This window comes from Pseudomonas sp. LPB0260 (genome assembly GCF_013388395.1).
The window spans coordinates 5936262-5954409 of the sequence record NZ_CP058247.1 but is presented as its reverse complement, the minus strand read 5'-3'; the positions used below and the strand labels follow the sequence as shown (position 1 = coordinate 5954409).

21 protein-coding genes are annotated in these 18148 nt (G+C 67.1%); 8 read left to right on the top strand and 13 right to left on the bottom strand.

Going from position 1 to position 18148, the window contains the following annotated elements:
• Nucleotides 1-13: 13 nt before the first annotated feature.
• Together LPB260_RS26745 and LPB260_RS26740 are read right to left on the bottom strand one after the other, a co-directional pair.
• On the bottom strand, nt 14-289 hold the full coding sequence (locus tag LPB260_RS26745) for an acylphosphatase (protein WP_208708912.1): 276 nt from the start codon (nt 287-289) through the stop codon (nt 14-16).
• 3 nt (nt 290-292) lie between these two features.
• Nucleotides 293-772: a TlpA disulfide reductase family protein gene (locus tag LPB260_RS26740; RefSeq protein ID WP_208708911.1), complete on the bottom strand. Its 480-nt coding sequence runs from the start codon at nt 770-772 to the stop codon at nt 293-295.
• A 30-nt stretch (nt 773-802) separates the two neighbouring features.
• Between LPB260_RS26740 and LPB260_RS26735 the strand changes: the two genes are divergently transcribed.
• Nucleotides 803-2212, top strand: a complete 1410-nt coding sequence (locus LPB260_RS26735; RefSeq protein ID WP_208708910.1) for a PilZ domain-containing protein — start codon at nt 803-805, stop codon at nt 2210-2212.
• Between the two features lie 126 nt (nt 2213-2338).
• The gene (locus tag LPB260_RS26730) at nt 2339-2743 is read left to right on the top strand and encodes a hypothetical protein (RefSeq protein WP_208708909.1); all 405 of its coding nucleotides are present in this window, start codon (nt 2339-2341) and stop codon (nt 2741-2743) included.
• Here LPB260_RS26730 and LPB260_RS26725 read toward each other — a convergent pair.
• Nucleotides 2740-2937, bottom strand: coding sequence for a hypothetical protein (locus LPB260_RS26725; protein WP_208706597.1), 198 nt, complete (start codon nt 2935-2937; stop codon nt 2740-2742). The two genes, LPB260_RS26730 and LPB260_RS26725, sit on opposite strands and share 4 nt — an antisense overlap.
• A 144-nt stretch (nt 2938-3081) precedes the next feature.
• Nucleotides 3082-4299, bottom strand: coding sequence for a virulence factor BrkB family protein (locus tag LPB260_RS26720; protein ID WP_208708908.1), 1218 nt, complete (start codon nt 4297-4299; stop codon nt 3082-3084).
• A gap of 120 nt (nt 4300-4419) precedes the next feature.
• Here LPB260_RS26720 and arsC point away from each other — a divergent pair, with 120 nt between their 5' ends.
• From arsC to LPB260_RS26705, 3 genes are read left to right on the top strand one after another with little or no spacing between them, the layout of a single operon-like run.
• Entirely contained in the window at nt 4420-4773 is a 354-nt protein-coding gene (arsC, locus tag LPB260_RS26715) for an arsenate reductase (glutaredoxin) (RefSeq protein ID WP_208708907.1), read from the top strand.
• Entirely contained in the window at nt 4770-5375 is a 606-nt protein-coding gene (wrbA, locus tag LPB260_RS26710) for an NAD(P)H:quinone oxidoreductase (RefSeq protein ID WP_208708906.1), read from the top strand. Before arsC ends, wrbA begins: the two co-directional genes overlap by 4 nt.
• Nucleotides 5368-5778 carry a DUF2069 domain-containing protein gene (locus LPB260_RS26705; RefSeq protein ID WP_208708905.1) on the top strand — a complete coding sequence of 137 codons (411 nt, stop codon included), beginning with the start codon at nt 5368-5370 and terminating at the stop codon, nt 5776-5778. The genes wrbA and LPB260_RS26705 overlap by 8 nt, the downstream gene beginning before the upstream one ends.
• Nucleotides 5779-5840: 62 nt before the next feature.
• Here the strand turns inward: LPB260_RS26705 and hda are convergent, their stop codons facing one another.
• The 3 genes from hda to LPB260_RS26690 all read right to left on the bottom strand — a co-directional run bounded on the left by hda (nt 5841) and on the right by LPB260_RS26690 (nt 8813).
• A complete protein-coding gene (gene hda, locus LPB260_RS26700; RefSeq protein ID WP_208708904.1) occupies nt 5841-6545 on the bottom strand; it encodes a DnaA regulatory inactivator Hda in 705 nt (234 codons plus the stop codon).
• Nucleotides 6542-7633: an AI-2E family transporter gene (locus LPB260_RS26695; RefSeq protein WP_208708903.1), complete on the bottom strand. Its 1092-nt coding sequence runs from the start codon at nt 7631-7633 to the stop codon at nt 6542-6544. The genes hda and LPB260_RS26695 overlap by 4 nt, the downstream gene beginning before the upstream one ends.
• A gap of 145 nt (nt 7634-7778) precedes the next feature.
• Nucleotides 7779-8813 (bottom strand): DUF2066 domain-containing protein, encoded by a 1035-nt coding sequence (locus LPB260_RS26690; RefSeq protein WP_208708902.1) that lies wholly within the window; start codon nt 8811-8813, stop codon nt 7779-7781.
• A gap of 205 nt (nt 8814-9018) precedes the next feature.
• On the opposite strand from LPB260_RS26690, the gene purM reads away from it, so the two are divergent.
• The 3 genes from purM to LPB260_RS26675 are packed head-to-tail and all read left to right on the top strand — an operon-like array spanning nt 9019 to nt 11452.
• Nucleotides 9019-10077, top strand: coding sequence for a phosphoribosylformylglycinamidine cyclo-ligase (gene purM / locus LPB260_RS26685; RefSeq protein ID WP_208708901.1), 1059 nt, complete (start codon nt 9019-9021; stop codon nt 10075-10077).
• On the top strand, nt 10077-10727 hold the full coding sequence (purN, locus tag LPB260_RS26680) for a phosphoribosylglycinamide formyltransferase (RefSeq protein WP_208708900.1): 651 nt from the start codon (nt 10077-10079) through the stop codon (nt 10725-10727). The genes purM and purN overlap by 1 nt, the downstream gene beginning before the upstream one ends.
• Before the next feature lie 8 nt (nt 10728-10735).
• Entirely contained in the window at nt 10736-11452 is a 717-nt protein-coding gene (locus LPB260_RS26675) for a DUF3108 domain-containing protein (protein ID WP_208708899.1), read from the top strand.
• A 48-nt stretch (nt 11453-11500) separates the two neighbouring features.
• Here the strand turns inward: LPB260_RS26675 and LPB260_RS26670 are convergent, their stop codons facing one another.
• From LPB260_RS26670 to cysM, 6 genes are all read right to left on the bottom strand, one after another.
• Nucleotides 11501-11794: a Rho-binding antiterminator gene (locus LPB260_RS26670; protein WP_371926140.1), complete on the bottom strand. Its 294-nt coding sequence runs from the start codon at nt 11792-11794 to the stop codon at nt 11501-11503.
• A gap of 62 nt (nt 11795-11856) precedes the next feature.
• Nucleotides 11857-12396 carry a DUF2058 domain-containing protein gene (locus LPB260_RS26665; protein ID WP_208708898.1) on the bottom strand — a complete coding sequence of 180 codons (540 nt, stop codon included), beginning with the start codon at nt 12394-12396 and terminating at the stop codon, nt 11857-11859.
• Nucleotides 12397-12451: 55 nt separating this feature from the next.
• Complete coding sequence (gene mazG / locus LPB260_RS26660) at nt 12452-13288, bottom strand: nucleoside triphosphate pyrophosphohydrolase (protein ID WP_208708897.1); 837 nt, start codon at nt 13286-13288, stop codon at nt 12452-12454.
• 111 nt (nt 13289-13399) lie between these two features.
• Entirely contained in the window at nt 13400-15643 is a 2244-nt protein-coding gene (relA, locus tag LPB260_RS26655) for a GTP diphosphokinase (RefSeq protein ID WP_208708896.1), read from the bottom strand.
• A 168-nt stretch (nt 15644-15811) separates the two neighbouring features.
• Complete coding sequence (rlmD, locus tag LPB260_RS26650; protein ID WP_208708895.1) at nt 15812-17164, bottom strand: 23S rRNA (uracil(1939)-C(5))-methyltransferase RlmD; 1353 nt, start codon at nt 17162-17164, stop codon at nt 15812-15814.
• Entirely contained in the window at nt 17164-18069 is a 906-nt protein-coding gene (cysM, locus tag LPB260_RS26645; protein WP_208708894.1) for a cysteine synthase CysM, read from the bottom strand. The genes rlmD and cysM overlap by 1 nt, the downstream gene beginning before the upstream one ends.
• Nucleotides 18070-18148 lie beyond the last annotated feature (79 nt).

Here is an 18148-nt window from a genome sequence, read left to right as displayed (position 1 = left end):
CGACGGCAGCCGTCTAGCGGCGCAGGACAAACCCGGCGATGCCTTGCAGGGGCTGCTCCTGCAATTCGACGGCGCTCACCTGGGCCCCACTCGGGCCGTGCTCCAGCCAGGCGGCCAGGCTGTGCACCGCCGACTCCTCGCCCTCGACCAACACCTCGACCCGCCCGTCGTCGAGGTTGCGCACCCAGCCGTTCAGTTGCAACTGCTCGGCCTGCTCGACGGTGCTCTGGCGGTAGTACACGCCCTGCACCCGGCCGCTGACGTACCCGTGCAAACATATCCGTGCCACTGGCTACCCTCCGCTGCGCAATTCACTCAGGCGGGCCGTCAGCCCGGCTGCCGTCTGCTCGCCCAACAAGCGCTCACGCACCTGTCCGCGGTCATCGACTATATAGGTGACCGGCAGCACCTCGTTGCGTGGCAACTGGAAACGCGTCGCCGGGTCCTGCTCCAGTACGATGAACTCGATCCCCATGGCCTGCGCAGCCTGACTGAGTTCCTCACCCTGCAATCCATCGAAGTTCACCCCCACCACACGCACCGGCAGGTCCTGCAACTGCCTGGCCAGAGCATTCAGCTCGGGAATCTCGCTGCGGCACGGCGCGCACCACTCCGCCCAGTAATTAATCACTAACCACTGGCCTTCGAGCTGCTCAACCGCTACCTTTCGACCATGCTGATCGACGCCCGCGTCATCGGAGCAGCCGGCCAGGATCAGGCCGGCGCAGAGCCCCATAACAGCACGCCCAACAGCCCGGAGTCGCGTTCCCATGCATTCGATCCTCGTCCACGCAGGGTTGATATGACGCTCGATGCCTTGCGCCTGGAAGTACCGGACATCCTCGAAGAAGACGCCGTCTCGCTGGCCGAACTCAACGAGCAGTTGACTCAGGCCCGCCTGCAACCGCAAGACACTGCGCTGCAGCAGGTCCTGAGCCTGCTGTTTCGAATCAACCGCAGTGGCATGACCTTACTCGAAAGGCAGCGGGCGCTGCAAAGCTTCAGCGACCAGTACCGGCACTACGCCGCGGCCTACCAGGACAAAGCGGCGCCGCCGGCACTGTTCGTGCACCTGTGCGGCGAACTGGCGATCGGCTTCAAGCGCCTGTTGCTGCAGATATTGCAGGGCCGCCAGCCGTCCCGTCCGCACCTGGCCTGGTGTCTGTATATGGCCCTGCACTTCCTGGCGCAGAGCCTGCTGCGCCATTACCAGCGCTACCACGAACCTCCACCCAGCCTGTGGCGCGACAGCCACCTGCTGTACTGGATCGGCGAGCATCAGCAGTGCCTGGACGAACAGGTGGCGGCCACGTTCAGTCCACGGCCGGCCAATACCCTGCGCGGACTCTATCAGCAGATGCTGCTGCTGGCCCTGAGCAATCCCTTCCATCTCGTCGAAGGTGAATGCCCCCGCCTCTTCGGCGCCCTCGCCCCGCTGGCCGAACTCGCACGCTTGCTGCCATGGGACGTAGAAGGCGACGCGGAGGGGCCGATCGTCGACCTGACCGAGTCGCAGCCCTGCCTGAGCTATACCCAGAAACCGGAGGGCGACCAGGCCAATCTACGCCATCTCGAACTCGGCGCCCTGTTGATCGCCCTGCATGAGCCCGCCCCCCTGCAAGGTGCCGAGGAGCGTCGCCTGCTCGGCCAGGTACAGCACCATTGGCTGGGCCGCCAACAGCGACGCCATCCGCGCACCGAGCAGGCCGCCCCGTGCGACCTGGTGATCGGCCTGCCGGCCATTCATGCCCAGCTCCTGGAAAAGCTGCCCCCGCGCTCCCCAGCGCAGATGCTCGACAACAGTCCCGGCGGCGCGCGCCTGCTGTGCAATCCCGATCAGGCCACCCAACTGGCCGTCGGCCAGCTGGCGCTCCTGCTCACCGGCAGCGGCACTCCCATCCTGGCTCTGGTGCGCTGGCGCCACCTCAATGACGAGGGCCTGCACCTGGGCCTGCGTTACCTCAAGGGCCTGCCGCGCCCGGCCTGGTTGCGCCGCGCGCCCAGCGCGCAGACCCATCCCGGCGTCCTGCAGAGCACGCCGGCGCCGGGCAATGGCTGGCATCACGGCCTGTGGCTGCCCAACGGCCAGTTTGCCGAAGGCGAGCACCTCTGGCTGCAGCTGCCCGGCATGCACAACCAGGCGATCCTGCCACTGCCGGCCGCCAACCTCGCCACCAGCTCGATCGCCCGCTATCCGCTGCAATTGGCCTAGAGAAAGAAACTGCGAGAAGGATCACGCCGCACGGCGGCCGAGTGCACAGAATCGCTGGCCATGCCCTGCCTATAATTTCCTGGCTCGTACTTGACTCACCCGCCATCAGTCTGGAAGACAGCGATCATGACCCAAGCCCACGACAAGTTGATCGGCCCCGTGCCCGCGCGCATCGTCGAAGTAGCCCGCCCGCAGGTTACCGCCTACGAAGGGCGCGTGGCCGAGTACAACGTCGCCGTCTGGCTACAGCTTCCGGGCCTCGCCAGCCTGCCCGTATCGCTGCTGATCAACTACCGAGACGGCGACAAGCGCCGTGAGGTGGCGGTGGACCACGGTAAAGTCAGCGCGCACAACAAGATCCTCCTGTCCGGAATCGCCCGTTTGCCGGTCAAGCAGAAGATCGAAGACATGCAGGTACGGCTGCGCTCCGCGGTGCCGGCGCAGAGCCTGGTCGTCGAGGAGCTGTTCGTCCAGGCCGTCGAGACAGCCGTCAGCACCAGCAGCCAGCCGCTTGCAGGCAGCCTGGCCTAACCGGACTGCGCGTCCAGCCTCGCCACGAGGCCGTCTGGCTCCCGCGGTGCCGGCGGCGCTTCGACCTCCACCGCCCGCACCAGCGACTCCGGCCAGCGTGCAAAACTCAGCCCGGTAATTCGATTCAGCCGCTGCAGCGCAGCCTGCTGGTCGCGCTCATGCAGGTGAATCACCTCACCCTTGCTCGTCGTCATAACCGGCCTACTCCCTTGAACGATCCCAGCCCCGTCAGGCTGTAGCCAGAAGCGTGCCAGTGCCTCGCACCGCCTCCCTGCGCGCCATCGCCGCTGGCACTACCCTCATCAAGCCGGCGCCGCGCCGTAAACTGACGTTTTTTGTCACTGCGGCGGATGCAGCCAGTCCGCCAAGCTCTCGCCGAACAGCGTCGCCTGCTCTTCATGCAGCCGCTCCAGGGCACTGCGCAGCGCCGGATACCAGGGCTCGTCGAGCTGCTCCGGCAGCTGGCCGAGTCGCGGCAGCGGCCAGGGGCAATGGGACAGCAACTGCTGCAGGCTGTAGTGGGCCAGGTCGCGACTCAACACCCAGCCCCCCGCACCGGTGGGGGCCACCAGGTGCTGGCGCTCGAGAAACGCCAACACCTCATCCCACTCATGCTCCGGCAGCGGCCAGCCCTGGTCCGGCATATCCCGATGGCGCACCTTCAGTCCGGTCTGCTGGCGCTCATGGAACACCCGCAGGATGCCCAGGGCCACCAACAGCCGCGGCACGGCGCGGCGCCGCCACTGCTGGGTCGCCCCCAGGTTGCAGACCAGCTCGGCGCCAAACAGCACGATCAACCAGGAGAGGTAGATCCACAAGAGGAACAGCGGCACCGTGGCGAAGGCGCCATAGACCAGCTGATAGCCCGGAAACAAGCGCACGTAGAGGCCGAACAGCGCCTTGGCCACCTCGAACAGCACCGCGGTGAACAACCCGCCGAGGAGCGCGTGGCGCAGTGGCACGCGCGCATTCGGGACCGAGGCGTAGAGCAGGGTGAAGGCCGCCACACTGAAGGTCAGCGGCATGACGCCCAGCAGGGTCTCGGCGCCGAGCAGCGCGTCGGGACCGGAAATCAGCGACAGCGACGCGATATAGGTGCTGATCGCGAAACCGGCACCCAGGAGAATCGGCCCCAGGCTGAGGATCGCCCAGTACAGCAGAAAGCTCGACACCCCGCGCCGGGCCTGGCGCACCCGCCAGATGGTATTGAAGGCTTTCTCGATGGTCACCAGCATCCAGAACGCCGTGACCGCCAGCACCACCACGCCGATCCAGGTCAGTTGCCGGGCCTGGGCGGTGAAGTCGCGCAGATAGCCCTGCACGGTCTCGCCGGCCGAGGGCACGAAGTTGCGGAAGATGAAGCTCTGAATCTGCTCACCGGTGCCCTGGAAGGCCGGCACCGCCGAGAGCATGGAGAAGGTCACGGTCATCATCGGCACCACCGCGAACAGCGTGGTGTAGGTCAGGGCCGCGGCATTGTTGGCGCCGCGATCGGCATGGAAGCGCTGCAGCAGAAAACGCCAGAACTCCAGCCAATCAGTGAAACGCTGCCCCATGCCCTCTCCTTAGCGAATGGCCCCATTGGCCCGGTCCGGCCGTCGAAACGCCGAGCAGTTCAGACTCAAGCCCCGACGCGGTTAGAATAGCCGCCACTCGATCCAAGATGCGACCCGCCCATGACCGACCTGACCCTGTATCACAATCCTCGCTGCTCGAAATCCCGCAGCGCCCTGCAACTGCTCGAGGAGCGCGGGCTGACGCCGAGCATCGTGCGCTACCTGGAAAGTCCGCCCAGCGCCGCACAACTGCAGGCGCTGCTCGGCAAGCTCGGCATCGGCGCCCGGCAATTGCTGCGCAGCGGCGAAGAGGAATACCGCACCCTGAACCTGGCCGAGCCCGGCCTGAGCGAAGCGCAGCTGATCGAGGCCATGGTTAGCCACCCCAAGCTGATCGAGCGTCCGATCCTCATCGCCGGTGACAAGGCGGTGATCGGCCGCCCACCGGAGAGGGTCCTGGAGCTGCTGTCGTGAGCGGCGCCTACATCCTGGTGCTGTACTACAGCCGCCACGGCGCCACCGCGCAGATGGCCCGGCAGATTGCCCGCGGCGTCGAGATGGGCGGCCTGGAAGCCCGCCTGCGCACGGTGCCGGCCGTGTCCACGGAGTGCGAAGCGGTCACGCCGGAGATTCCCGAGGACGGCCCGCTGTATGTCAGCCTCGACGATCTCAAACACTGCGCCGGCCTGGCCCTGGGCAGCCCGACGCGCTTCGGCAACATGGCCGCACCGCTGAAATACTTCCTCGACGGCACCAGCAGCCTGTGGCTCAGCGGCGGCCTGGTGGGCAAACCGGCCGGGGTATTCACCTCCACCGCCAGCCTGCACGGCGGCCAGGAAACCACCCTGCTGTCGATGATGCTGCCGCTGCTGCACCACGGCATGCTGATCACCGGCCTGCCCTACAGCGAATCGGCCCTGCTGGAAACCCGTGGCGGCGGCACGCCCTACGGGCCGAGCCACCATGCCGGCGCCGATGGCAAGCGCGCCCTCGACGAACACGAGATCAGCCTGTGCCGCACGCTCGGCCAGCGCCTGGCGCAGACCGCAATGAAACTGGAGAGTGCCCGTGGCTAGAACCCCCAAGCCGTTGCCGGCCCTCGAGTGGCTGAAGCCGCGCCTGGCGATCAGCCGCGCCATCAGCCTGATCAGCTTCCTGGCCCTGACGATTCTGCTGCTGGTGTGGAACCTGGCGTTCGCCGACCTGCCAGACAAGCTGCTCTGGGTGATCCTGGCGTTCCAGCTGCTGCCCCTGCTGCTGCTGGGGCCCGGCATGCTGCTCGGCAATGCCCGCGCCCACGCCTGGGCCTGCTTCGTGGTCAACCTGTACTTCATCCAAGGGGTGCTGGCGGCCTTCGATCCATCCAAGGCGCTGTTCGGCTGGCTTGAAACCCTGCTCAGCTTCAGCCTGTTCTGCGCCGCCCTGCTCTATACCCGCTGGTGCTTCCAGTACAACCGCAGGCTGGCCGGGGAGAGCTGAGCGACGGCCAGGCAACGCCCTCGCACCTGACTCCCGCCAGGCGAGTCAGGTGCCCCAGGGATCTACCAGCCCAGGGTTTCCTTGAGGAAGGGAATGGTCAGCTTGCGCTGGGCCTGCAGCGAGGCTTGGTCGAGGCGCTCGAGCAGTTCGAACAGGGCGCTCATGCTGCGCTCGCCACGGGTGAGGATGAACCGGCCGACCTCATCGCTCATGTTCAGGCCGCGGCGCGAGGCGCGCAGCTGCAAGGCGCGCAACTTGTCCTCGTCGGACAACTCGTGCAACTGGAAGACCAGCGCCAGGGTCAGCCGCGACTGCAGGTCGGGAAGCCTGATGGCCAGCTCCCGTGGCGACTTGTCGGCCGCCAGCAACAAGCGCCGACCGCTGTCGCGCAGGCGATTGAACAGGTGGAACAGGGCCTCCTCCCAGTCGCCGCGTCCAGCCACGGCATCCAGCTCGTCGAGGCACACCAGCTCGCACTGCTCGAGGTTGTCGAGGATCTCCGGCCCGTACTCCACCACCTCCGCCAGCGGCAGGTACACCGCCGGCTCGCCGCGCTGCTCGAAGCGCAGGCAGGCCGCCTGTAGCAGGTGGCTGCAGCCTACGCCTTCGGCGCCCCACAGGTAGATCAGGCTTTCCGTCCAGCCGGCCTCGGCCTCGCACAGGCGCTCGACATAGCCGAGCGCGGCGGCGTTGGCCCCCGGATAGTAGTTGGCAAAGGTGGCGTCATCGCGTAAGCGAACGCCTAACGGCAATTGAATGGGCGTCATGCAGGACTCTGCGGTTCGTCGGAGCCGCGGGGGGACTCTCCGTAAAGAGCGGAAAGTTTATAGAAATCATGGGCATGGCGCAGCAAAACCATGATCACCGCGGCGACCGGCAGGGCCAGCAGCACGCCACTGAAGCCGAACAGCTGGCCGCCGGCCATGATCGCGAAGATCACCGCCACCGGATGCAGGCCGATGCGGTCGCCGACCAGCCAGGGGGTCAGCAGCATGCCTTCGAGCAGCTGGCCGACTGCGAACACCGCGGCGATGGCCAGCAGCGGATAGAGCTCGCCACCGAACTGGAACAACCCGGCGGTCAGTGCCGCGGCGACGCCAACCACCACGCCCAGGTAGGGCACGATGCTGGCCAGCCCCGCCAGCAGGCCGATCAGCAGGCCCAGCTCCAGGCCCAGCGCCATCAGACCGGCGGCATACACCAGCCCTAGCGCCAGCATCACCAGCAATTGCCCGCGCAGGAAGGCGCCGAGCACCTCATGGCATTCGGCGAACAGGGTCACCACCAGGCCCTCGCGGTTGCGCGGCAGCAGGCCACGGAGCTTGGCGATCATCAGGTCCCAGTCGCGCAACAGGTAGAAGGTCACCACCGGGATCAACAGCAGATTGGCCAGCCAGGCCACCAGCGCCAGGCCCGAGGCGGTGGCCCGGGACAGCAGCAGGCCGAGGATATCGGTGGTCTTGCCCAGGTGCCCGGACAACGCGGCCTTGAGCTGATCGAAGCGCCAGAAGCCGTCGCTCAGGCCCAATTGCCCCTGCACCCAGGGCAGCGCATCGTGCTGGGCCCAGTCGAGCATCTGCGGGGTCAGCTCATACAGGCGCATCAGCTGCTTGCCCAGCATCGGCACCAGCACCAGCAGCATCAGCGCCAGGATCAGGCCGAACAACACGAACACCAGGATCACCCCCCAGGTGCGCGACAGCTTCCAGCGCTCCAGCCGATCCACCAGGGGATCGCCCAGGTAGGCGAGCAGCACCCCCATCAGGAAGGGCGTGAGAATGGGGTGCAACAGGTACAGCAACCAGCCGAGCAGCAACAGCCCGGCTATCCATAGCCAGCGACGTGAATCGATCATCCTCAGCCCTCAGTTGGCGAAATGCACTGCCTGGGACATAACCGCAGCCGAAGAGTGCCCATGGCCCCACTCTGCAGCCGTCCGCCGCCCCGTCATTGCCGAACAGGCGGCACTGGTGCGGGGTCGCGCGTTACGGGGCGCCAGTCTACCAGCGAAAGCGCAGGATTTCGGTACGCGGCAACAGCTGCGGCGCCGCTTGCTCCGCCGGCGACTGGCTGGCATCGATAGGCGCGGCCTGCGCCGGCACTTCCTGCAGGCGCAGCAAGGCCAACTGCGCGCGCAGCTGCGCGGGACTGGCATTGACCCGGTAGGTCACCCGGTCGCCCTGTATCTGGCTGAGCTGCGCGCCGAGTGGCTCGAGCAGGCGCTGCAACTCGGCGAACCGCGCCACATCGACGCCCTCGACTTCCAGGAGCAGGCTGGTGGCGGCGCCGGGCGCCACCACGAAACGTGGCGCCAAGCGTTCGCTGACGGCCAGGAACACCGCATCGGCCAGGGCAAGCGGGTCATCGCCCTGGGCCTTGCCTTGCTCCCGCCCCTCGCCCAGCCACAGGCGCCACTGCGCCTGCCACTGGCCGTCGACTTCACGGGCCGAAACCGCCAGCAGCGCATCGGCCGAGTAGCGCTCGGACGCCGAACGCAAGGCCTGCGGGTCGTTGGCGGCCAGGCTTTCAGGCGTGGCCAGCAGTTGCTCATCGAGATCCGCCAGCGGCAGGCGCAGCGGCAGGCCACGGTGTTGCGCCGCCCGGCGCAGGGGGGCGGCGCTATCCTGGCCATCGCCCACGAGGCTGGAACCGCCGACACCCTCATTCAGCCACCAGGCCATGATCGCCGGCCGGTTGCTGCCCCACAGGGACAAGCCAGCCTGGCGCAATTGACGATCGGTGCTGAGCGGGTCGAAGTCCACCAGCAGGTCGTCACCCTCGTAACCGTACTGCGCGACGATCTGTTGCGGATCCTTGCGCAGGTCGGCCAAAACCTCGCTCTGCGCGGCGTCGCGGCTGCCGGTCAGGCGCAGCACCAGGGTCTCCAGGGCGCGCCCCAGGGCCGCGTCGCGCGCCTCCGGCTGCTGGCTGGCGACCGGCTCGCGCACCTGGTAGAGATCGCTCAAGGTCGCCGCAAGCCCCGGCAGGCTATACAGCGACAGACACAGGACAAGCAGGCGAGCGATCAGGGGCATGGAATGGGCTCTCGACAGGCGGAAGGCGGCGCGCTATGGCCTGGCGGGCGGCGCGCGGAGCCTCATACATTAAACAGCCACCCGCGCCCCGGCAACCGCGGCGGCTGGCCGCTGCCCGGCAAGCCTGATAAAATCGCGCGCCTTCGCAGGCCGGCCATTGCAGCGCCGGTGCACATCCGATTTCCCCCTTCAAAGGCCTGGATCTATGAGCAAGCAACCCTCCATCAGCTACAAGGACGCAGGTGTAGACATCGACGCGGGCGAAGCCCTGGTCGAGCGCATCAAAGGCGTGGCCAAGCGCACCGCACGTCCGGAAGTCATGGGTGGGCTGGGCGGCTTCGGCGCGCTCTGCGAGATCCCGGCCGGCTACAAGCAGCCGGTACTGGTGTCCGGTACCGACGGCGTCGGCACCAAGCTGCGCCTGGCGCTGAACCTGAACAAGCACGACAGCATCGGCCAGGACCTGGTGGCCATGTGCGTCAACGACCTGGTGGTGTGTGGCGCCGAGCCGCTGTTCTTCCTCGACTACTACGCCACCGGCAAACTCAACGTCGACGTAGCCGCCACCGTAGTCACCGGCATCGGCGCCGGCTGCGAACTGGCCGGCTGCTCCCTGGTTGGCGGCGAGACCGCGGAAATGCCCGGCATGTACGAAGGCGAGGACTACGACCTGGCCGGCTTCTGCGTCGGCGTGGTGGAGAAGGCCGAGATCATCGACGGCTCCCGCGTGCAGACCGGCGACGCCCTGATCGCCCTGCCCTCCTCCGGCCCGCACTCCAATGGCTACTCGCTGATTCGCAAGATCATCGAAGTCTCCGGTGCCGATATCGAAGCCATCCAGCTCGATGGCCAGCCGCTGACCGAACTGCTGATGGCGCCGACGCGCATCTACGTCAAGCCGCTGCTGCAGCTGATCAAGGACACCGGCGCGGTCAAGGCCATGGCCCACATCACTGGTGGCGGCCTGCTCGACAACATCCCGCGGGTGCTGCCGGAAGGCGCCCAGGCGGTGCTCGACGTGGCCAGCTGGCAGCGCCCGGCGGTATTCGACTGGCTGCAGGAACAAGGCAACGTCGACGAGCATGAAATGCACCGCGTGCTCAACTGTGGCGTCGGCATGGTCATCTGCGTCGCCCAGGATCAGGTCGACGGCGCCCTCGCCTGCCTGCGCCAGGCCGGCGAACAGCCCTGGGTGATCGGCCAGATCGCCGCGGCCGCCGAGGGTGCCGAGCGGGTCGTGCTGAACAACCTGAAGCAGCACTGATGCCGTCAGCCTGCAATGTAGTGGTGCTGATCTCCGGCTCCGGCAGCAACCTGCAGGCGCTGATCGACAGCACCCGCGCCAGCGAGCAGCCGGCGCGCATCTGCGCGGTGATTTCCAACCGCGCAGATGCCTACGGCCTGGAGCGGGCGCAAGCCGCCGGCATCGCCACCCGGGTGCTCGACCACAAGGCCTTCGAGGGTCGCGATGCCTTCGATGCGGCACTGATCGAAGCCATCGACGCCTTCGCCCCGCAACTGGTGGTGCTGGCCGGTTTCATGCGCATCCTTACCCCGGGCTTCGTCCGCCACTACGCCGGACGCCTGCTGAACATCCACCCCTCGCTGCTGCCCAAGTACAAGGGCCTGCACACCCACCAGCGGGCGCTGGAGGCCGGCGACCGCGAGCACGGCTGCAGCGTGCACTTCGTCACCGAGGAACTCGATGGCGGACCGCTGGTCGTACAGGCTGTGATCCCGGTCCAGACGGACGATTCTGCAGCCAGCCTGGCGCAACGGGTCCACGAGCAGGAACACCTGATCTACCCGCTGGCCGTGCGCTGGTTCGCCGAGGGGCGCTTGCACCTTGGTGAGCACGGGGCAATGCTCGACGGCCAGCCGCTTCCGAGCACCGGCCACCTCTTCCGAACCTAGGAGACATTATGCGTCGCGCCTTAACGTTCGCCCTTGCCCTACTCTGCCTGCCGGCCTTCGCCGTCGAGCTGAAGCCGTTCTCCGCCAGCTACACCGCCGACTGGAAGCAGGTGCCGGTCAGCGGCTCGGCCGAACGCGGCCTGCAGGCGCTGGACGACGGCCGCTGGCAGCTCAACTTCGAGGCCTCCATGCTGGTCGCCAGCCTCAGCGAGACCAGCACCTTCCGCGTCGACAACGGCGCCTTCCTGCCGCAGACCTACCGCTTCGAACGCAGTGGGCTGGGCAAGGGCAAGGTGGTCGAACAGGACTTCGACTGGAGCAGCAAGCAGGTCCTGGGCAGTGACCGCGGCGAACCGGTGCGCTTCGCCCTCAACCGCGGCCTGCAGGACAAGTCGACCTACCAGCTGGTGCTGCAGCAGGATGTCGCCGCCGGCAAGAAGAGCATGAGCTACCAGGTGGTCGATGGCGACGAGATCGAGACCTACGACTTCCGCGTGCTTGGCGAAGAAACCGTGCGCACCCGCGCAGGCTTGATCGATGCGATCAAGGTCGAGCGCGTGCGCGACCCGACCCAGAGCAAGCGCAAGACCATCCTCTGGTTCGCCAAGGACTGGAGCTACCTGCTGGTGCGCCTGCATCAGGTGGAGAAGGACGGCAAGGAATACCAGATCATGCTCGAGGACGGCACGGTCGACGGCAAGCCGGTCGAAGGCCGTCGCGACTGAGCGCGATCGCACCAGGAAAGCCGGGCAACGCCCGGCTTTTTCATGGCCTCAGCAAAGATCCCCGCGCAATAGCACACGGGCGAAACTGGCCCCCGGGGTCAGCGGCGTGATCGCGAGCAGGCGGTCGAGACGCAGGCGCTGCTCGCCAGCGGCAGCTCGCACGATCAGGAACTCTTCCTTGCTTGCCGTGGTTTGCGTGGTCAGCGCCTCAGCGTCCAACTGGCCGCCGTCGACCAGTTCGATGCGCAGCCGATAGCGATGCAGGCAGGCGATCTCCAGGTAGTCATGGAGATCGCAGTTCAGTGGCTGGTAGCCGTGGTCCATCTGCCATTCCTCACCCATGCAGGCATGCAGTTCGCCGCCATGCAAAAGCCGGGACGGGCCCGACTTTTATAAAGAGAGCATTACCACATCAGGTCGTCCGGCACCTGATAGGCGGCGTAGGGGTCGTCGGCGTCCGGCGCCTCGGTCGGCGTATTGAGCAGGACGATGCGCTGCGCGTCACGGGCCTGGATCTTCAGCGCCGCCTCACGCGGGATCACCTCGTAGCCGCCGCCGTGACGGACGATGGCCAACGAGCCGCAGCTGAGCTTGTCGCGCATCAGCTTGTTCACCGACAGGCGCTTGACCTTCTTGTCGTCGACGAAGTTGTAGTAATCCTCGGTGGTCAACTTGGGCAGACGCGACACCTCGATCAACTGCTTGATCTGCGCGGCGCGGGCCTTCTGCTCGGCCTTCTCCTGCTGCTGGCGATTGAGCTCCTGGTCGCGGGCGGCCTTCTCGGCCATGGCCTGCTGGGCGGCGAGCTTCTGCGACTCGTCCTTCTCGACCTGGCCCTTGTGCTCCAGGCGCTTCTGCTTCTGCTTCTCTTTGCTGACCTGCTTGGCCTGCTTCTCGTTGACCAGCCCGGCTTTGAGCAACTGGTCGCGTAGTGAAAGAGCCATAACCTACCTTTAACCGACGAACATTAAATATGCGACGAGCCGCGCTCGAACCTGCCTAGCAGGCCGACGGCCTGTCGCGCTTTTCCAGTTTCTTGGCTTCACCCCAGAGCGCGTCCAGGTCTTCCAGGGAGCAATCTTCGATGGCCCGACCCGCTTCGCGCAAGGCCTGCTCGATAAAACGGAAGCGCTGCTCGAACTTGCCATTGGCGGCGCGCAGGGCCGACTCCGGGTCGACCTTGAGGTGCCGCGCCAGGTTGGTCACCACGAACAGTAGATCACCGATCTCCTCGGCGATCGCCTCCGGGTCGTTCTCGCTCATGGCCTCGAGCACCTCGTCCAGCTCCTCGCGCACCTTGTCCACCACCGGCAGGGCCGCGGGCCAGTCGAAGCCGACCTGGGCGGCGCGCTTCTGCAACTTGGTGGCGCGACTCAAGGCCGGCAGGGCCAGGGGCACGTCGTCGAGCAGGGACAGCTGCTCCGGCGCGACGGCCTTCTGCGCCCGCTCCTCGGCCTTGAGCTCTTCCCAGCGCTGCTTGACCGCCGCCTCTTCCAGCCTGGCCGCGTCTGGCGCGCCATACAGGTCGCCATCGACAAACACATGGGGATGACGATGCACCAGCTTGCGGGTGATGCCGTCGACCACCTCGGCGAAGGCGAAGCGCCCCTCCTCGCTGGCCAGCTGGCTGTAATACACCACCTGGAACAGCAGGTCGCCCAGCTCGCCGGGCAGATGCTCGAAGTCGCCGCGCTCGATGGCGTCGGCCACCTCATAGGCTTCTTCGATGGTGTGCGGCACGATGCTCGCGTAGGACTGCTTGAGGTCCCAGGGGCAGCCATATTGCGGGTCCCGCAGGCGGGCCATCAGGTGCAACAGGTCGTCGAGTTGATACATGCGAAGCTCCGATCGACGTAGGGTGGATGACGCCTTGCCCGTCCATCGGCGGGCTTTCGGCACGCCGGCGGACGAATGAAGCGGCGCCCCCAGGGCTGGCGCGCGTGCGGCTCAGGACGGCCGCTGGCGCCGGGCCTCGATGATATTGGGCAGCTGCGAGATGCGTCCGAGCAGGCGTCCCAGTGCATCCAGCCCGGGAATCTCCACCGTGATCGACATCGACGCGGTGTTGTCTTCCTTGTTCGACTGGGTATTGACCGCCAGCACATTGAGCTTCTCGTTGAGCAGCAGCTGGGTCACGTCGCGCAGCAGGCCGGAGCGATCGTAGGCCTTGATGACGATATCCACCGGGTAGGTCTGCACCGGCACCGGCCCCCAGCTGACCTGGATGATCCGCTCCGGCTCGCGCCCGGCCATCTGCAGCACCGAGGCGCAGTCCTGGCGGTGGATGCTGACCCCGCGACCGAGGGTGATGTAGCCGACGATCGGGTCGCCCGGCAGCGGCTTGCAGCAGCCGGCCATCTGCGTCAGCAGGTTGCCGACGCCCTGGATCTGGATATCGCCGCGCTTGCCCGGGCGGAAGCCCAGGGCCTTGCGCGGGATCAGCTCGAGCTGCTCGCTGCCGCGCTCCGGCTCCACCAGCTGCTGGGCCAGGTTGACCAGGTGGGCCAGGCGCACGTCGCCGGCGCCGAGGGCGGCGAACAGGTCCTCGGCGCTCTTCAGGTTGGCCTTCTCGGCCAGCGCGTCGAACTCCACCTGCGGCAGGGCCAGGCGGCCCAGCTCGCGCTCGAGCATGGCCTTGCCGGCGGCGACGTTCTGGTCACGGTCCTGCAGCTTGAACCAGTGGACGATCTTCGCCCGTGCCCGCGAGGTGGTGACATAGCCCAGGTTGCTGTTCAGCCAGTCGCGGCTCGGCGTACCGTGCTTGCTGGTGATGATCTCCACCTGCTCGCCGGTCTGCAGGCTGTAGTTGAGCGGCACGATGCGCCCGTTGATCTTGGCGCCACGGCAGTTGTGGCCGATCTCGGTATGCACCCGGTAGGCGAAATCCAGCGGCGTGGCGCCCTTGGGCAGGTCGATGGCGTGGCCATCCGGGGTGAACACGTAGACCCGGTCGGGCTCGATATCCACCCGCAACTGCTCGGCCAGGCCGCCGATGTCGCCCAGCTCCTCGTGCCACTCGAGCACCTGGCGCAGCCAGGAGATCTTCTCTTCGTAGTGATTGGAGCCGGACTTGACGTCGGTGCCCTTGTAGCGCCAGTGGGCGCACACCCCCAGCTCCGCCTCCTCGTGCATGGCGTGGGTGCGGATCTGCACCTCCAGCACCTTGCCCTCGGGGCCGAGCACCGCGGTATGCAGCGAGCGATAGCCGTTTTCCTTGGGGTTGGCGATGTAGTCGTCGAACTCCTTGGGGATGTGCCGCCAGAGGGTGTGGACGATGCCCAGCGCGGTGTAGCAGTCGCGCATCTCCGGCACCAGCACGCGCACCGCGCGCACGTCGTAGATCTGGCTGAACTGCAGGCCCTTGCGCTGCATTTTGCGCCAGATCGAATAGATGTGTTTCGCCCGACCGCTGATGTCGGGCTTGATCCCGGTGGCCTCCAGCTCGGCGCGCAGGTGGTCCATCGCATCGTTGATGTACTGCTCGCGGTCCAGGCGCCGCTCGTGCAGCAGCTTGGCGATCTGCTTGTACTGGTCGGGCTCCAGGTAGCGGAAGGACAGGTCTTCCAGCTCCCATTTGATATGGCCGATGCCCAGGCGGTGGGCCAGCGGCGCGTAGATGTCGAAGACCTCGCGCGCCACGCGCTGGCGCTTCTCGTCGTCGGCTTCCTTGACCGCGCGGATCGCGCAGGTGCGCTCGGCCAGTTTGATCAGGGCCACGCGCACGTCGTCGACCATGGCCACCAGCATCTTGCGCAGGTTCTCCACCTGGGCCTGGGAACCGAGCACCAGGGAATCGCGCGGGTTGAGGCTGGCGCTGATCGCCGCCATGCGCAGCACGCCGTCGATCAGCTTGGCCACCACCGGGCCGAAGCGCTGATGCACGGCCGCCAGGGTCACCTTGCCCTCACGCACGCCACGGTAGATCACCGCGGCCACCAGGGAGTCCTGATCGAGCTTGAGGTCGGCGAGAATCTCGGCGATCTCCAGGCCGGCGCGGAAACTCGACGCGCCCTCGGCCCACAGATTCTGCGCGGCATTGGCCTGCTGCTCGGCCTCGCGGGCGAACTCGCAGGCGTCGTGCAAGGCCTCGCGGTCCAGCGCCGGATCGACACTGAGCACATGCTCCAGCCAGGCCTCGAGATTGATGCTGCCGTCATCGTTGATCGGCTGATGCGCTCTCACCTGAACCATACTGCTTACCTTCCCTTACGGTGCGCATGCGGCGCCCCGAACGATCGCCGGCCTTCTCCGGGCCAGTCGGTTTAACTGCTTGAGGTGCGCTCCCTGCCCACCCTGTTGAACCTAGATAAGGTTACCCCAACGCAAAAACAAGACGCCTTGCGCGGGGCAGATCCCGACCTACGGCTTTTCGAACAACGCCATCGCCTCGACATGGGCGGTCTGCGGAAACATGTCGAGGATGCCCGCCTGGCTCAGCCTGTAGCCCTGCGCCAGCAACTCGGCACTGTCGCGGGCCAGGGTCGCCGGGTTGCACGAGACGTACACCAGGCGCCGGGCGCCCAGCGCGCCGATCTGCCGGACCACCTGCAGCGCGCCGTCGCGCGGCGGGTCGAGCAGCACGGCGGCGAAGCCGCCCTGGGCCCAGCCGGCGTCGGCCAGGGGCTCGGCCAGGTCGGCCCGCACCACCCGCACGTTATCCAGGCCATTGCCGGCGGCATTCTGCTCAGCCCGCTCGACCATCGCCTGCACCCCTTCCACCGCCACCACCTCGCGCACCTCACGGGCCAGCGGCAGGGCGAAGTTGCCCAGGCCGCAGAACAGGTCCAGCACCCGTTCATCAGCCTGGGGCGCCAGCCACTCCAGGGCCTGGGCGACCATTGCCTCGTTCACCGGCGCATTGACCTGGACGAAGTCCCCGGGCCGGTAACTCAGCTGCAGGTTCCAGCGCTCCAGGCGATAGCCCAGCTCGGGCGCCGAGGCGAACGGCTCGGGCTCGCCACTGCCCTGCAGCCACAGCTGCGCGTCCTGGGCCTCGGCGAACGCCTGCAGGCGCGCCAGGTCCTCCTCGCCCAGGGCGGCGGTGTGACGCACCAAGATGGCGCTGGCGGTGCCATGGAACAGCTCTACGTGGCCGATGGCCTGGGGCTTGTCCAGGCTCCTCAGCACATTCGGCAAGGCCCGCAGGATAGGCTGCAAGGGCTGTACCAGAACCGGGCAGTCGTCGATGGCGACGATGCCCTGGCTGGCCGCGACGCGAAAGCCGACGTCCAGGCGCCGGGCCTTGGCGTCCCAGCGCACGGCGATGCGCGCGCGACGCCGGTAGCCGAACTCGGGGCCGACCAGCGGCGCTGCCCAGCGCTGCGGCTGCACCCCGGCCACACGGCTGAACTGCTCGGCGAGCTGGCGCTGCTTGAGTTCGAGCTGATCGGCGTGGGGCATATGCTGCACGCTGCAGCCGCCGCAGGTTCGCGCATGGACGCAGGGCTCGGGACGGCGCTGCGGGCTGGCGCTGAGAATGCGCTCGGCGCGGGCCTCGACCACTTGGCTGCGGGCGCCCTGCACGCGAGCCTCGACCTCCTCCCCGGGCAGGGCGCCGCTGACGAACCAGGTGCGCCCCTCGACGAAAGCGATGCCACGGCCATCATTGGCCAGGCGCTCGATGCTCAGACGCTGCTTCTTGCCCACCGGCACCTGGGGCGCACGCGCGCCGCCGCTGGGCTGAAAGCGCAGCCCACCGCTCTTCTTGGCCATCAGTCGTGGGGCGTGTCGTACACGCCGGTGGACAGGTAACGGTCGCCACGATCACAGATGATCGCCACCATCACCGCGTTCTCCACTTCCTGGGACAGGCGCAGCATGGCCGCCACCGAACCGCCGGACGACACCCCGCAGAAGATCCCCTCCTCGCGCGCCAGACGGCGCATGGTGTCTTCGGCCTCGCGCTGGGCCATGTCGATGATCCGGTCGACCCGCTCGGCCTGATAGATCTTCGGCAGGTATTCCTGCGGCCAGCGACGGATGCCGGGAATCGACGCGCCCTCCATCGGCTGCAGGCCGACGATCTGCACCTGCGGGTTCTGCTCCTTGAGGTAGCGCGACACCCCCATGATGGTGCCGGTGGTGCCCATGGAGCTGATGAAATGAGTGATCTGGCCCTGGGTCTGGCGCCAGATTTCCGGGCCGGTGCCGCTGTAGTGGGCCTCGGGGTTGTCGCCGTTGGCGAACTGGTCGAGGACCTTGCCACGGCCGCCGCGCTGCAGGCTCTCGGCCAGGTCGCGGGCGCCTTCCATGCCGTCCTCGCGCGACACCAGCACCAGCTCGGCGCCGTAGGCGGTCATCGCCGCCTTGCGCTCGGCGCTCATGTTGTCCGGCATGATCAGGATCAGCTCGTAGCCCTTGATCGCCGCCGCCATCGCCAGGGCGATGCCGGTATTGCCGCTGGTGGCCTCGATCAGGGTATCGCCGGGGCGGATATCGCCGCGCAGCTCGGCGCGGGTGATCATCGACAGCGCCGGGCGGTCCTTCACCGAGCCGGCCGGGTTATTGCCCTCCAGCTTGACCAGCAGGGTGTTGGAGGTCGTGCCCGGCAGGCGCTGCAAACGCACCAGCGGGGTGTTGCCGATGCAATCGGCGATGGTGGGAAACTGCAGGGTCATGGCGTCGCTCGAATCCAGACGGCAAGAAGGGACGCCCATGATAACGGCAAACCGGCGACGGCCATAACGCGACGATGAT